Raw genomic sequence first — 11848 nt, 5'->3', positions numbered from 1 at the left:
CCATGACGACGACCGAGCAGACTTTCACTGCGACCGACGTGATCCGCGTCGAGCCCCAGCGCCGCGATCCCGGGCGCCGCTCTGCGGTCGGGCGGATCGCCTTCGGCGTCCCCTACTGGGTGCTCACGACGGCGCTCGCGATCATCTTCCTGTACCCGCTCGTGTGGACGGCGGTGTCGTCGTTCGAGCCCCGCGCGGGAACGAGCCAGACCGACGGGTGGGGGTTCGGCAACTACGTCGCGCTCGCGAACTACCAGGCCGGCATCTGGGTGTACCTCGGCAACTCGCTGTTCGTGTCGCTGCTGACGGTGCTCCTGACCCTCGTCACGTCGCTCCTGGGCGGCTACGCGTTCGCCCGGTTCTCCTTCCCGGGCAAGAACTTCCTCTTCCTCACGACGCTCGCCATCCTCATGGTCCCGTACGCGACCCTCCTCATCCCGCTGTACGTGATCCTCAATGCGGCCGGGCTCGCGAACTCCCTCGTCGGGGTCGCGATCGTGCTCACGATGTTCCAGCTGCCCTTCTCGATCTTCATGATGCGCATCTCCTTCGAGTCGATCCCGAAGGAGCTCGACGAGGCGGCCATGGTCGACGGCTGCACGACCTTCGGCGCGCTGCGCCGCGTGCTGATCCCCGCGGTCAAGCCCGGCCTCATCACCGTCGGCCTGTTCGCATTCCTCGCGGCCTGGAACGACTTCATGGCGCCTCTCATCCTCATCACCGACACGAACCGGATGACGCTGCCCCTCGCCGTCGCCAATCTGCGCGTGCAGGTGCAGGGCGTCATCGACTACGGCGCCACGGAAGCGGGCGTCGTCGTGCTGGCGGTGCCGTGCATCCTCCTCTTCCTCGTTCTGCAGCGCCATTACGTGCGCGGCTTCATGTCCGGTGCTTTCAAAGGATGACGATGACCTCGACGACGACGATCCCCGCAGCCCCCGCCCTGCCGGCGCGGGGGGAGATCCGCCCTCTCGGACAGGGAGAGGTGCGGATCACGGGAGGCTTCTGGGGCCGCCGCCAGCAGGTCAACGGCTCGGCTACCCTCTCCCACATCGAGGGGCGCCTCGAGTCCGAAGGCTGGTTGCCGAACTTCGACCTCGCCGCGGCCGGCAAGCTCCCCGAGGGCCGGCGCGGGCGCGAGTTCTCCGACTCCGAGATCTACAAGTACCTCGAGGGTCTCGCGTGGGAGATCGGCCGCACCGACGACCCCGCCCTGGAGGAGCGCTTCCGCGCGGTCGTCGCGCGCGTCGCGGCGGCGCAGGAGGCCGACGGCTACCTCAACACGATGTTCGGACGCGAGGGGCAGGACCCTCGCTGGGCGAACCTCGAGTGGGGGCACGAGCTGTACTGCCTCGGCCACCTGTTCCAGGCCGCGGTCGCCCGTGAGCGCACGCGGCCGGGCGCCGATGACGGGCTGCTCGAGATCGCGCGCCGCGCGGCCGACCTCGTCTGCTCCGTCTTCGGCCCCGACGGCATCCGCTCGATCTGCGGCCACGCCGAGGTCGAGCTCGGCCTCGCGGAGCTCGCACGGCTGACGGGCGAGGAGCGCTACCTCGCGCAGGCCGCGCTCTTCGTCGAGCGCCACGGCGAGGGCTCGCTCGCCGAGCACGAGTGGGGTCGCTCCTACTACCAGGACGACATGGCGGTGAGGGATGCCGAGGCCCTCCGTGGGCACGCGGTGCGGGCCAACTACCTCGCGGCCGCGGCGGTCGACGTCGCCGTCGACTCCGGCGACGACGAGCTCCTCGCCGCGCTCCGCCGGCAGTGGGACCGGACGGTCGCGCGACGCACGTACATCACGGGCGGGCAGGGCTCGCATCACCAGGATGAGGCCTTCGGCGACGACTGGGAGCTGCCGCCCGACCGCGCCTACTCCGAGACGTGCGCGAGCATCGGCTCGATCATGTTCACGTGGCGCCTCCTGCTCTCCGACGGCGACCCGCGCTACGCCGACCTCATCGAGCGGTCGCTCTACAACGTCGTCGAGACCTCGCCGAGCGCCGACGGCACGGCCTTCTACTACGCCAACACGCTGCACGAGCGCGTGCCCGGGGCCCCCGCCGACCCCGAGGCGACCTCGTTGCGGGCATCGTCGTCACTGCGCGCGCCCTGGTTCGAGGTCTCGTGCTGCCCGCCGAACGTCGCGCGCACCTTCGCGAGCCTCGACGCCTACGTCGCGACGGCGACCTCCGACGGGGTTCGCCTGCTGCAGTACGCGCCGGCCGAGGTGCGCACGCGCCTCGACGACGGCACGCCGGTCGAGTTCGACGTCGAGACGAGCTACCCCGACAACGGCCTCGTGCGGGTCGTCGTACGCACCGACGCCGAGTTCACGCTCGGTCTGCGCGTGCCGTCGTGGGCTCAGGGCGCGACGCTCCGCGTACAGAGCGCGGACGGCGTCGAGGAGCGCGACGCGGTACCGGGCATCGCCGAGGTGCGCCGCGCCTTCTCGGCGGGCGATGTCGTGGAGCTCGACCTGCCCGTCGCGCCGCGGATCTCGGTGCCCGATTCGCGCATCGACGCCGTCCGCGGCTGCGTCGCGGTCGAGCGCGGCCCTGTCGTGCTCGCGGTCGAGTCGGTGGACCTCGCCGATGCAGGCGTCGACGACGTCTCGCGAATCGTGCTCGACGCATCGGTGCCGCCCGTCGAGCGCGACGGCCGTGTGTGGGTGCGGATCGGCGTGCTTCCCGAAGACGAGTCGGCCTGGCCCTACGGTCAGGCGACGGATGCCGCGTCCCCCGCGCTCTTCGACGTCCCCCTCGTGGCGTATCACGAGTGGGCCGAGCGTGGCCCGTCGACGATGCGGATCTTCCTGCCGGTGATGTGAGACGGATGCCGCGGCTTCGGGCCGCGGCATCCCTCCCTGTTATGCTGGCCGGACGCCGCAAGGCGTCTATCGGGGCTGTAGTTCAATGGCAGAACTTCTGCTTCCCAAGCAGACAGCGCGGGTTCGATTCCCGTCAGCCCCTCCAATGCCCTGACGCACGGCCGAAGGCCGCGCGGCAGGGCATTCGTGCGGTTGCCGTCGGAACCGACGCGCCCGCGGGCGGTCCCGCTCCGCCGGAGGCTCCGCGGGGTTGCCGCCGACTGTCGGCACCTCGATCGTCGCGCCGAACACCGCTTCGGTGCGGCTCAGGCGTCGTTCTGCGAAAGGATGAGCGAGAACCGCGGCGTCGGCGTCGACTCGAGGAGGAGATGGCCGCCGAGTCAGCGGAGGAAGTTCTCTCGCGCGAGAGGCGCGACTTCCAGTTCCTCGGCTTCCGCGTGCCCGACCCAACGCAGGTCCTCGATCTCGGACGCGGTCACCGGCAGCTGATCCGCGATATCGACCTCGAAGACGTCAGCCACCACCAGGAATCCCGGCTCATTGGCCGCCGCCGCGGTGAACAATCCGAGCGGGCGCAGGTGCGCAGCATCCACCGACAATCCCAGCTCTTCGAACAGCTCGCGGCACAACGTTTCGGCCGGGGTCTCGTCGGGCTCAGGCTTGCCCCCTGGCTGCATGAATGCCGTTGTGCCGGCCTTGCGCACCAGCAACAGCTCGTCGCGGTCGTTGACGATGACCGCGGCGGACACACGGATGCTTCGCGCTCCAGCCGGCGCCGGGTTCGGGGTGCTCACGAAGGCACGCTAACAGCAGGAGCCCAAGCCGCTCGGCGTAGAATCACGTGTGCTCCCAGATCTCTCCGCGCCCTCCGACATGCCGCCGAGCGGCATCGACCCGAACGATCTGGCGACCACCCTGCGGGTGCTGGGCAGCATGGCCGGTGTCGACGAGACGCACCCCGACTACATCGCCGTGCGCCGTGCGACCGCCGCGATGTTCAAGGCGGTGAAGAAGGTGCGTCGCCGCGAGATCCGCGAGGCCATCGCCGCCGCCGATCGGGCGGTCGTCGCGGCCACGGCCACCGGCGCGCCGGATCGCATCGACGACGAGACGCGGGGCATCCCGATCTCGACCACGACCACCGCGCCGACCGCCGGCACCCTGCTCAAGCCGCGCGCCTGCTACATCTGCAAGCGGCCGTACACGGAGGTCGACGCGTTCTATCATCAGCTCTGCCCCACCTGCGCGGCCATGAGCCATGCGAAGCGCAATGCGCGCACCGACCTCACCGGCAAGCGCGCGCTGCTCACCGGCGGCCGCGCCAAGATCGGCATGTACATCGCGCTCCGGCTGCTGCGCGACGGCGCGCACACCACGATCACGACTCGCTTCCCTCGCGATGCGGTGCGTCGCTTCAGCAGCATGCCCGATGCCGCCGAGTGGATCGACCGGCTCAAGGTCGTCGGCATCGACCTGCGGGATCCGGCTCAGGTCATCGGGTTGGCCGAGGATGTCGCGGCCGCCGGCACTCTCGACATCCTGATCAACAACGCGACGCAGACGGTGCGCCGCTCTCCCGGCGCGTACCAGCCGCTCGTCGACGCGGAGCTCGCTCCGCTGCCGGACGGGCCGCTGCCCGAGCTGGTCACATTCGGCCACACGAACGACCCGCATCCCCAGGCCCTGGAGCGCTCGATGAGCGCACACCCGATCCTCGCCGCCGCCGCCGCGCGCGCCGACGAGCTCACCGAGCAGGCGGTGGCCGCGGGCTCGAGCTCGCTCGAGCGCCTCGCGGCAGGTACGGCGATAGACGCCGGCGGCCTCATCCCCGATCTCGACCACACGAACTCGTGGGTGCAGCGCGTCGACGAGGTCGATCCGCTCGAGATGCTCGAGGTGCAGCTCGCGAACACCACCGCCCCGTTCCTCCTCGTGTCGAAGCTGCGCCCGTCGCTCGCGGCGAGCGCGGCGCGGCGCACCTACGTCGTGAACGTGAGCGCCATGGAGGGTGTGTTCAATCGCGGCTACAAGGGTCCGGGGCATCCTCATACCAACATGGCCAAGGCCGCCGTCAACATGCTGACGCGCACGAGCGCGCGCGAGCTGTTCGAGACCGACCGCATTCTCATGACCAGCGTCGACACCGGCTGGATCACCGACGAACGCCCGCACCCGACCAAGGTCCGGCTCGCCGAAGAGGGCTTCCACGCTCCGCTGGACCTGGTCGACGGGGCGGCTCGCGTCTACGACCCAATCGTGCGCGGCGAGGCCGGCGAGGATCTGTTCGGCGTCTTCCTCAAGGATTACGCCGCCGGCCAATGGTGAACCTTCCCGAGCCCGGTCATCGCGTGGTCGTGCGCTACATGCTCCCGACCGGGCAGGCGACGGACGCGCTCGGTGAGCTTCTGAGCATGGATGCGGAGACGGTGACCGTCTCCGGCAAGCGCGGCGTCGAGCGCATCCCCCGTGGCGCGATCATCGCCGCGAAGGAGTCCCTCCTCCGCCCGCCCCTCGCTGACACGGAGAGACGACGTGCTCGACGGAGCCGGCGACGTCTTGGCCCGGCTGGTCGCAGGCGTGGGAACCTGCTGCCTGCGCGAGGTCGGCCTGGCTGCCGCCGCCCTGGGTCGGAGCGTAACCCGAGGCATCCCTCCGCCGCGCCCGGCTAGGCTGGGCCCGTGCTGCTCTCGGACCGCGACATCCGCCGTGAGATCGATACCGCGAGGATCGCGATCGAGCCCTGGGAGCCCGGCATGGTGCAGCCCTCGAGCGTCGACGTGCGCCTCGACCGGTACTTCCGGCTCTTCGACAACCACAAGTACCCCTTCATCGACCCGGCCGAAGACCAGCCCGACCTGACGCACCTCATCGAGGTCTCGCCCGACGAGCCGTTCATCCTCCACCCGGGGGAGTTCGCGCTCGGCTCGACCTTCGAGCTCGTCGGCCTCCCCGACGACGTCGCGGCGCGGCTCGAGGGCAAGTCCTCGCTCGGACGCCTGGGCCTGCTCACGCACTCCACGGCGGGCTTCATCGACCCCGGCTTCCGCGGGCACGTGACGCTCGAGCTGTCCAACGTCGCGACGCTCCCCATCAAGCTCTGGCCGGGCATGAAGATCGGGCAGCTCTGCTTCTTCCGGCTGTCTTCGCCCGCCGAGACGCCGTACGGCGCCGGGCCCTACGGCAACAGGTATCAGGGGCAGCGGGGGCCGACGGCATCCCGTTCGTCCCAGAACTTCCACCGCACGGATGTCGGGACCACCGACGCCGGATCGCGCGGCGCCTGACCACCCTGCGTCCGGCTGACGGAGACCGCGAACCGAGCGAGCGGCTCAGGCGTCCTTCTGCGGAAGGATGAGCGAGAACCGCGTCGTCGGCGTCGACTCGAGGAGGAGATGGCCGCCGAGGGCCTCGGCGAGCTCTGCCGAGAGGGCGAGGCCGATGCCCTCGCCGCCGTTCGTGCTCTTGCCCGGCGTGCGCTGGAAGATCGCGTTGCCGCTCGGACGGGTGCCTTCGTCGCCGACGCGCACCGTGACGTAGCCGTTCGCGCGCGAGCCCGAGACCGTGACGAGGCCGCGACCGTGCTGCAGCGCGTTGTGGATGAGCACGTCGAGGATCTGATTCGACGGCGCCGGCACGCTCGTCGTCGCGACGCCGTCGGTCTCGACGCGGATCTCACGACCGCGCTCCGTCGCCTGGGTCTGCCAGCGGTCGCCGGCCTGCGTGAGCATCGGGCCGAGCGCCGTCCAGTCGTCGGCGCCGGGCGTGCCGCCGCGTGCGAGGGCGAGGAGGTGCGCGATGGCATCCGACAGCCGGTCGATCTCGCGGACGGCGTGTTCGAGCTGCTCACGCACCTCCGGCGCCGTCTCGGGCCAGAGCGAGACGTCTTCGAGCTCGAGCCGCAGCGCCGTGATGGGCGTGCGCAGCTGGTGCGAGGCGTTGGCGGCGAACTCGTGCTCGCGGCGGATGCGCTCTTGGAGGGTCTTCGCGCTCGCGCGCAGGGCCTCCTCGATGGCGCGGGCCTCCGGCATCCGTGCGATCGTCGCCTCGTCTTCGATCGAGCCGTCGCCGACCTTGCGCGCGAGACCCGCGAGCTTCAGGAAGGGCGCCGACAGCCGCCTCGCCAGCAGCACGGCGATGATCGCCGACAGGAACATGAGCACGATGCCGAGGATCACGACCGGCATGACCGCGTCTTGCACGCGCTCCGAGATGAGCGCGGCCGACCGGCTGAACTCCACGGTGCCCCCGCCCGGGACGTCGGTCGTCGCGGAGGGGTCTTCCGGTGTCCTCGGGTCGCCCGCTTCGACGCTCGTGCCGTCGGCGGCGACGTAGGTGACGTGCTCGCCCGGGTGCAGCACGGTGCCGAGGAACTCCTCGGTCACATCCGCGTGCGCCTCGCGCTCGGCGACGAGCACCGACAGGAAGTCGGCCGCGCGCACGACGCGGCGGTCTTCGTTCGTCTGGATCAGATCGGCGACGATGTACGCGCGCGGGATGCCGTAGAGGGCGATGATGCCCACCGCCATCGCCACGAACGCGATGATGAGGCGTTCACGCATCCGCCGCCCCGTCGTCGAGGCGGAAGCCGATGCCGCGGATCGTCGTGATCCGCACGTCGGCGCCGGACTCCTCGAGCTTCTGACGGAGGCGGGCGATGGTCACGTCGAGCGTCTTGGTCGAGCCGAACCAGTTCTCGTCCCACACCTCGTCCATGACGCGCTCGCGCGTGACGACGGTGCCGCGCTGCCGATCGAGGTTGGCGAGCAGGTCGAACTCCTTCGTGCTCAGCTGGATCTCGCGGTCGCCGGCGAGGGCGCGTCGCGCGTCGGTGTCGACGGTGAGGGGGGTTCCGGATGCCGCGGCCGGCGCGGTCTGCGGCGCCGCTGCCTTCGCGGCGCTGCGACGCAGGAGGGCGCGGAGGCGGGCGAGCAGCTCGGCCAGGGCGAAGGGCTTCGCGATGTAGTCGTCGGCCCCGACATCCAGCCCCACGACGCGGTCGAGCTCGCCGTCGCGAGCCGTCAGGATGACGATGCCGCCCTCGAAGCCCTCGTCGCGGACGCGACGGCAGACGTCGAGCCCGTCCATGTCGGGGAGGCCGAGGTCGAGCACAACGAGGGCGGGGCTCTCGGAGAGGATCCGCTCGACGGCGGTCGCGCCTTCCGCGACGCGCTGCACGTCGTAGCCCTCGCGGGTGAGCGTGCGGACGAGGGGGAGCGCGATGCCGTCGTCGTCCTCGACGACCAGGATGTGCTGCCCCACGACATCGATGCTATCGAGGTCGTCGGCGGGAACGGCGACACCCCCGACGGGGGTGTCGGGGGTGTCATGGGTGCCGGGTGCGACCACTAGAACTCCCTGTCCAGGCCGCCCGTCTCAGTGACGGGGGCGATCGATGAGGTGGTGCCGCCGAGGTCGGTGGCGAGGCTGGACGGCGTCCAGATCATGTTCGCGCCGGCTGTCGTCGCGACGGTGCGCAGGGCCCCGCCGGTGCTCAGCGTCCCGACCACGACCTGCACGACGGTGACGGGGAGGCCGTTGACCGTGACGGTCGTGGCGGTCATGGTCGCGTTCCACTGCGAGGTCTTCTTCGTCTTGACGTAGTCGCCGCGGAGGTCGACCGAGCCGAGGTTCACTGCGGCGCCGCTGCGAAGGATGTCGAGGGCGTCGCCGCTCGTGGCTCCGATCAGCGCCCCGTCGCGGACGCGGAGGGTCACCGCGGTGGCCGAACCGTCCCAGCCCGCCGAGAGGCTGGCGGGGTTCATCCGCGTGCTGTAGGTGAAGGAGATCGTGTCGCCCGAGTCGAGGCGGCCGGCCGTGCCGGTGCCGTTGGCGGTCTGCACGTCGATACCGCGCACGGGGCGGTTGTCGATGCTCCGCGACGACAGCACGGCCGACGTCTTCTGCACACCGGTCTTGTCGGTCAGGATCGCGCGGAAGTCGTAGAGCCCGTCTGCCACGGTCTTGGTGTTCCACGCGCAGCTGAAGGGAGCGGTGGTCGGCGTGCACACGGTCGTCCAGGTGTTCGTGCCGTTCGGCGCGTACTGGATCGCGACGCTCGCGACGCCCGCGGTCGAGTTGGCCGTCGCCGTGAGGGTCGCGGTGCCGGTGAGGTAGGCGCCCGGGTCTTCCATGGCGACCGAGGCGACCGTGTTGTCGATCGTGCGCGCAGTCGTGGCAGCCGACGTCGCGGTCTGGCCCGAGGCATCCGTCGCCACCGAGCGGAAGAGGTAGCCGCCGGTGGGGAGACCCGTCGTGTCGAAGCGGCACGTGTACGGAGGAAGCGTCACGGTGCACGCGGTCGTCCAGTTCGACGTGCCGTTCGGCGCGTACTGGATGAGCACCCGTGCGACCCCCGACTGTGAGTCGGTCGCGTTGGCCGTGAGGGTCACCGTGCCGCTGAGCGGCGAGCCGGGGTCGACCATCGAGGTCGTGGGCGCGCTGTTGTCGACCATCACGTCGGTGACGACGCTCGAGTACGTCGTGGTGCCGTTGTAGGTCACGGCCGAGCGGAGGTCGTACGACTCGCCGTTCGTGAACGCCTTCGCGGTGGTGTCCCACGGGCAGCTGTAGGGAGCGGCGAGGTTCGTGCACCCCGTGATCGAGGTCCAGGTGGTGGTGCCGGCGAGGGCGTACTCGACACGAACGGCGTAAGGGCCCGCGCCGGTGTTCTGCAGGGTGGTCGACAGGACGACGGAGCCGACGGCGAAGTCACCCGGGGAGGCGAGCACGACGCCGATCGTGTTGCCGACGGTCGCAGCGGCGAGCGCCGACGTCGTCGAGTAGCCGGCCTTGTCGGTCGCGACGGCGCGGAGGCCGTACGAGCCGTCGGCGACGAGGCGGGTGTCCCACGTGCAGCTGTACGGTGCTGTCGTGTCGGTGCAGAGGGTCGTCCACGTCGTGGCGCCGGCCGCCTGCGCCGAGATGACCACCTGCGCGATGCCGGTCTCGGCGTCGGACGCGGTCGCGGTGATCGTGACGACGTCGCGGAGGGTGCCGGCGGGCTGCTGCACGGCGACGGTGGGCGGCGTCCAGTCGGCGGCGGCGGCGACGCTGCTCGAGGCGTTGACGGTCTGGGCCGTGTAGGCCGCGGACGAGAAGCCGGGGGCGAAGGCGGTCGTCGCGAGGACGAAGACGACGGCGAGCACGCCGAGCACCGCGTTGCGCAGTGCGGCGGGGATCATCCGGATTCCTTCGGGTGGAGCGTGGTGATTCCGACGCTACGCGGGGGGTGGTTACAGCCGTGCCACAGGGGTTACTCGCGAGAGCAACAATCAGCGAGCGAGGGGGCGACGGCCGGCGGCGGGGCGCGGGTCAGACCCGGGGCGACCGTGCCGTGATGCGCCACGAGGCGACGAGCGCGGCCGAGAGGGCGAGGAGGAGGAGGTCGCGCAGCGTCCAGGCCGCGCGGGCGGCGCCCGGCGCGCCCACGGTGTGCAGCAGCACCAGCGCGACGAGGGTCGCAGACCCGACGAAGATCATGCCGAGGCGCGATTCGAAGCACTGCGCCGTGACGAAGCGGGCGGTCGTGAGAAGGCCGACGACGCCGAGCGCGGCCCACACGAGGGCGATCGGGCTGTGGAGCGGATCGCCGACGGATGCCGCGACGAGGTGCAGCAGCGAGACGGCCACCAGGACGACCGCGGCCGCCCACGCGAGGGGGCGGCGGGGGCCGGCTGCACGAGCGGGGGCCATGGGTTTCTCCGTCGGGTCGTGGATCATGCGCACGGGGGTCCGCGCGAGCGCGGGCTCAGCGGGCGGGGGCGTGCAGAGCGAACGAAGGGCGCTCCACCGGCACGAGCGCGGGCGCGTCCTCGGCGTCGAAGACCTTCTCGTCGCGGCGGCGGAGGCCGCGGACGAAGTCCAGGAGGAAGAGCAGGGCGATGACCGCGGCGGGGATCCCGATGGCGAGCATCCGGATGCCGGGGGCCGACAGGGCGATGAAGATCCAGCCCACGAGGGGGATCCACCCCAGAACACGCGGCTGGACGGTGTCGGCGAGGGTGAAGGTCCATGGGTCGGCGCTCGCGTTCGCGTCGCCCTTCGTCTTGAAGACGAGTCCGCCGCTCACGTCGGGGTTCGGCGTGATGGAGATGACGCGGTGCGTGACGAGTTCGGAGATCCCGGACTCGGCAGGCGGAAGGTAGGTGATCACGTCACCCACGTTCAGGTCTTCGACGGGCACCTGGCGTTCGAACACGAGGGATCCTCGCTCGAAGGTGCCCGACATCGACCCGCCCGTGATGACGTAGCGGTCGTAGCCGAGGAGACCGGGGACGAACATGAGCGCCGCGACGACGCAGGCCACGACGGCCGCGATGATGACGGCCGTGTTCCCCACTGCCTTGAGTGTCTTCGAAGCGCTCATGTCGTCCTCCTCCCCAGGTCCGGATTACTGGTTGGTCGTGGTGGCGGCCAGCTGCGTGGAGTTCCACGTGTAGGTCGCGGTCGCGGTCTTACCCTGCTCGTCGTTGCCGGCGGCCTGGGCGAGCGTCAGGCTGAAGGTGTACTCGCGAGCCTCGCCCTTGGCGAAGGTGCCGAGGTCGACGGCCGCGGCGCCCGTGAGCGCGCCGAAGGTGCCCGACCAGACGGGGGTCGCCGACCCGGCCGCGGTGATCGTGAGCGTGAGGTTCGACTTCGTCGTGAAACCGTTGACGGCGTTCTCGCTCAGCTTGATGTTCGCGGGAAGCGAGCCGGAGTTCGTGATGGTGACCTTGCCGGTGAGCGTGTCGCCCGGCTTCAGGTCGGCGAGGTTGAAGATGTAGGTGCCTGCGCGGGAGTTGGTCTGCTGCAGCGTGCCGGTGGTGAAGGCGTTCGCGCTGTTGACCGAGTTCGCGACGAAGTCGGCGCCCGAGCCGACCGCGATCGCCGAGGCGATGAGCAGACCGGCGAGGGGGACGAGGACGCGCTTGCGAGAGCGGACGGCCTTGCCGGCCGGGGTCTGGGTGGCGGTGGTGCTCATGGAGCTGATTCCTGTTCTGACGGGGTTTACATCGACAGGTATGACGCTACGGAGGCGTCGGC

12 protein-coding genes and 1 tRNA gene are annotated in these 11848 nt (G+C 70.6%); 6 read left to right on the top strand and 7 right to left on the bottom strand.

What is annotated here, in order from left to right:
- The first annotated feature begins 2 nt into the window (after positions 1-2).
- The 3 genes from ACSBPH_RS10225 (at position 3) to ACSBPH_RS10215 (ending at position 2972) form a co-directional block, all read left to right on the top strand.
- Positions 3-905 carry a carbohydrate ABC transporter permease gene (locus tag ACSBPH_RS10225; RefSeq protein ID WP_442574240.1) on the top strand — a complete coding sequence of 301 codons (903 nt, stop codon included), beginning with the start codon at positions 3-5 and terminating at the stop codon, positions 903-905.
- Complete coding sequence (locus ACSBPH_RS10220; protein ID WP_442574239.1) at positions 902-2827, top strand: glycoside hydrolase family 127 protein; 1926 nt, start codon at positions 902-904, stop codon at positions 2825-2827. Before ACSBPH_RS10225 ends, ACSBPH_RS10220 begins: the two co-directional genes overlap by 4 nt.
- A 71-nt stretch (positions 2828-2898) precedes the next feature.
- Positions 2899-2972: transfer RNA gene (locus ACSBPH_RS10215), tRNA-Gly, on the top strand.
- Between the two features lie 235 nt (positions 2973-3207).
- Here ACSBPH_RS10215 and ACSBPH_RS10210 read toward each other — a convergent pair.
- Positions 3208-3621, bottom strand: a complete 414-nt coding sequence (locus tag ACSBPH_RS10210) for an NUDIX hydrolase (protein ID WP_442574238.1) — start codon at positions 3619-3621, stop codon at positions 3208-3210.
- 79 nt (positions 3622-3700) lie between these two features.
- Here ACSBPH_RS10210 and ACSBPH_RS10205 point away from each other — a divergent pair, with 79 nt between their 5' ends.
- Genes ACSBPH_RS10205 through dcd form a run of 3 tightly spaced genes read left to right on the top strand, consistent with a single transcriptional unit; the run spans position 3701 to position 6111 of the window.
- Positions 3701-5152: an SDR family NAD(P)-dependent oxidoreductase gene (locus tag ACSBPH_RS10205; RefSeq protein WP_442577284.1), complete on the top strand. Its 1452-nt coding sequence runs from the start codon at positions 3701-3703 to the stop codon at positions 5150-5152.
- On the top strand, positions 5146-5496 hold the full coding sequence (locus ACSBPH_RS10200; RefSeq protein WP_442574237.1) for a putative acetyltransferase: 351 nt from the start codon (positions 5146-5148) through the stop codon (positions 5494-5496). Before ACSBPH_RS10205 ends, ACSBPH_RS10200 begins: the two co-directional genes overlap by 7 nt.
- Positions 5497-5505: 9 nt before the next feature.
- The gene (dcd, locus tag ACSBPH_RS10195; protein ID WP_442574236.1) at positions 5506-6111 is read left to right on the top strand and encodes a dCTP deaminase; all 606 of its coding nucleotides are present in this window, start codon (positions 5506-5508) and stop codon (positions 6109-6111) included.
- A gap of 45 nt (positions 6112-6156) precedes the next feature.
- On the opposite strand, the gene ACSBPH_RS10190 is transcribed toward dcd, so the two are convergent.
- The 6 genes from ACSBPH_RS10190 to ACSBPH_RS10165 all read right to left on the bottom strand — a co-directional run bounded on the left by ACSBPH_RS10190 (position 6157) and on the right by ACSBPH_RS10165 (position 11786).
- The gene (locus ACSBPH_RS10190; RefSeq protein ID WP_442574235.1) at positions 6157-7386 is read right to left on the bottom strand and encodes a sensor histidine kinase; all 1230 of its coding nucleotides are present in this window, start codon (positions 7384-7386) and stop codon (positions 6157-6159) included.
- Positions 7379-8173 (bottom strand): response regulator transcription factor, encoded by a 795-nt coding sequence (locus ACSBPH_RS10185; protein WP_442574234.1) that lies wholly within the window; start codon positions 8171-8173, stop codon positions 7379-7381. Before ACSBPH_RS10185 ends, ACSBPH_RS10190 begins: the two co-directional genes overlap by 8 nt.
- Positions 8173-10008 (bottom strand): Ig-like domain-containing protein, encoded by a 1836-nt coding sequence (locus ACSBPH_RS10180; protein WP_442574233.1) that lies wholly within the window; start codon positions 10006-10008, stop codon positions 8173-8175. The genes ACSBPH_RS10185 and ACSBPH_RS10180 overlap by 1 nt, the downstream gene beginning before the upstream one ends.
- A gap of 130 nt (positions 10009-10138) precedes the next feature.
- The gene (locus tag ACSBPH_RS10175) at positions 10139-10519 is read right to left on the bottom strand and encodes a hypothetical protein (RefSeq protein WP_442574232.1); all 381 of its coding nucleotides are present in this window, start codon (positions 10517-10519) and stop codon (positions 10139-10141) included.
- Between the two features lie 55 nt (positions 10520-10574).
- Entirely contained in the window at positions 10575-11192 is a 618-nt protein-coding gene (locus ACSBPH_RS10170) for a signal peptidase I (protein ID WP_442574231.1), read from the bottom strand.
- A 24-nt stretch (positions 11193-11216) separates the two neighbouring features.
- Positions 11217-11786, bottom strand: coding sequence for a TasA family protein (locus ACSBPH_RS10165; RefSeq protein ID WP_442574230.1), 570 nt, complete (start codon positions 11784-11786; stop codon positions 11217-11219).
- Between the last annotated feature and the right edge of the window lie 62 nt (positions 11787-11848).

It is taken from the genome of Microbacterium sp. F51-2R, from assembly GCF_052180235.1.
In the GTDB taxonomy this organism is placed as follows: Bacteria; Actinomycetota; Actinomycetes; order Actinomycetales; family Microbacteriaceae; genus Microbacterium.
This window is presented reverse-complemented; position numbering and strand designations above follow the sequence as displayed.

Excerpts from the sequence above, each read along its gene's own strand:
- ACSBPH_RS10225 (WP_442574240.1), top strand. The coding sequence starts at position 3 with ATGACGACGACCGAGCAGACTTTCACTGCGACCGACGTGATCCGCGTC.
- ACSBPH_RS10220 (WP_442574239.1), top strand. The coding sequence starts at position 902 with ATGACGATGACCTCGACGACGACGATCCCCGCAGCCCCCGCCCTGCCG.
- ACSBPH_RS10205 (WP_442577284.1), top strand. The coding sequence starts at position 3,701 with ATGCCGCCGAGCGGCATCGACCCGAACGATCTGGCGACCACCCTGCGG.
- ACSBPH_RS10200 (WP_442574237.1), top strand. The coding sequence starts at position 5,146 with ATGGTGAACCTTCCCGAGCCCGGTCATCGCGTGGTCGTGCGCTACATG.
- ACSBPH_RS10190 (WP_442574235.1), bottom strand. The coding sequence starts at position 7,386 with ATGCGTGAACGCCTCATCATCGCGTTCGTGGCGATGGCGGTGGGCATC.
- ACSBPH_RS10180 (WP_442574233.1), bottom strand. The coding sequence starts at position 10,008 with ATGATCCCCGCCGCACTGCGCAACGCGGTGCTCGGCGTGCTCGCCGTC.
- ACSBPH_RS10175 (WP_442574232.1), bottom strand. The coding sequence starts at position 10,519 with ATGGCCCCCGCTCGTGCAGCCGGCCCCCGCCGCCCCCTCGCGTGGGCG.
- ACSBPH_RS10170 (WP_442574231.1), bottom strand. The coding sequence starts at position 11,192 with ATGAGCGCTTCGAAGACACTCAAGGCAGTGGGGAACACGGCCGTCATC.
- ACSBPH_RS10165 (WP_442574230.1), bottom strand. The coding sequence starts at position 11,786 with ATGAGCACCACCGCCACCCAGACCCCGGCCGGCAAGGCCGTCCGCTCT.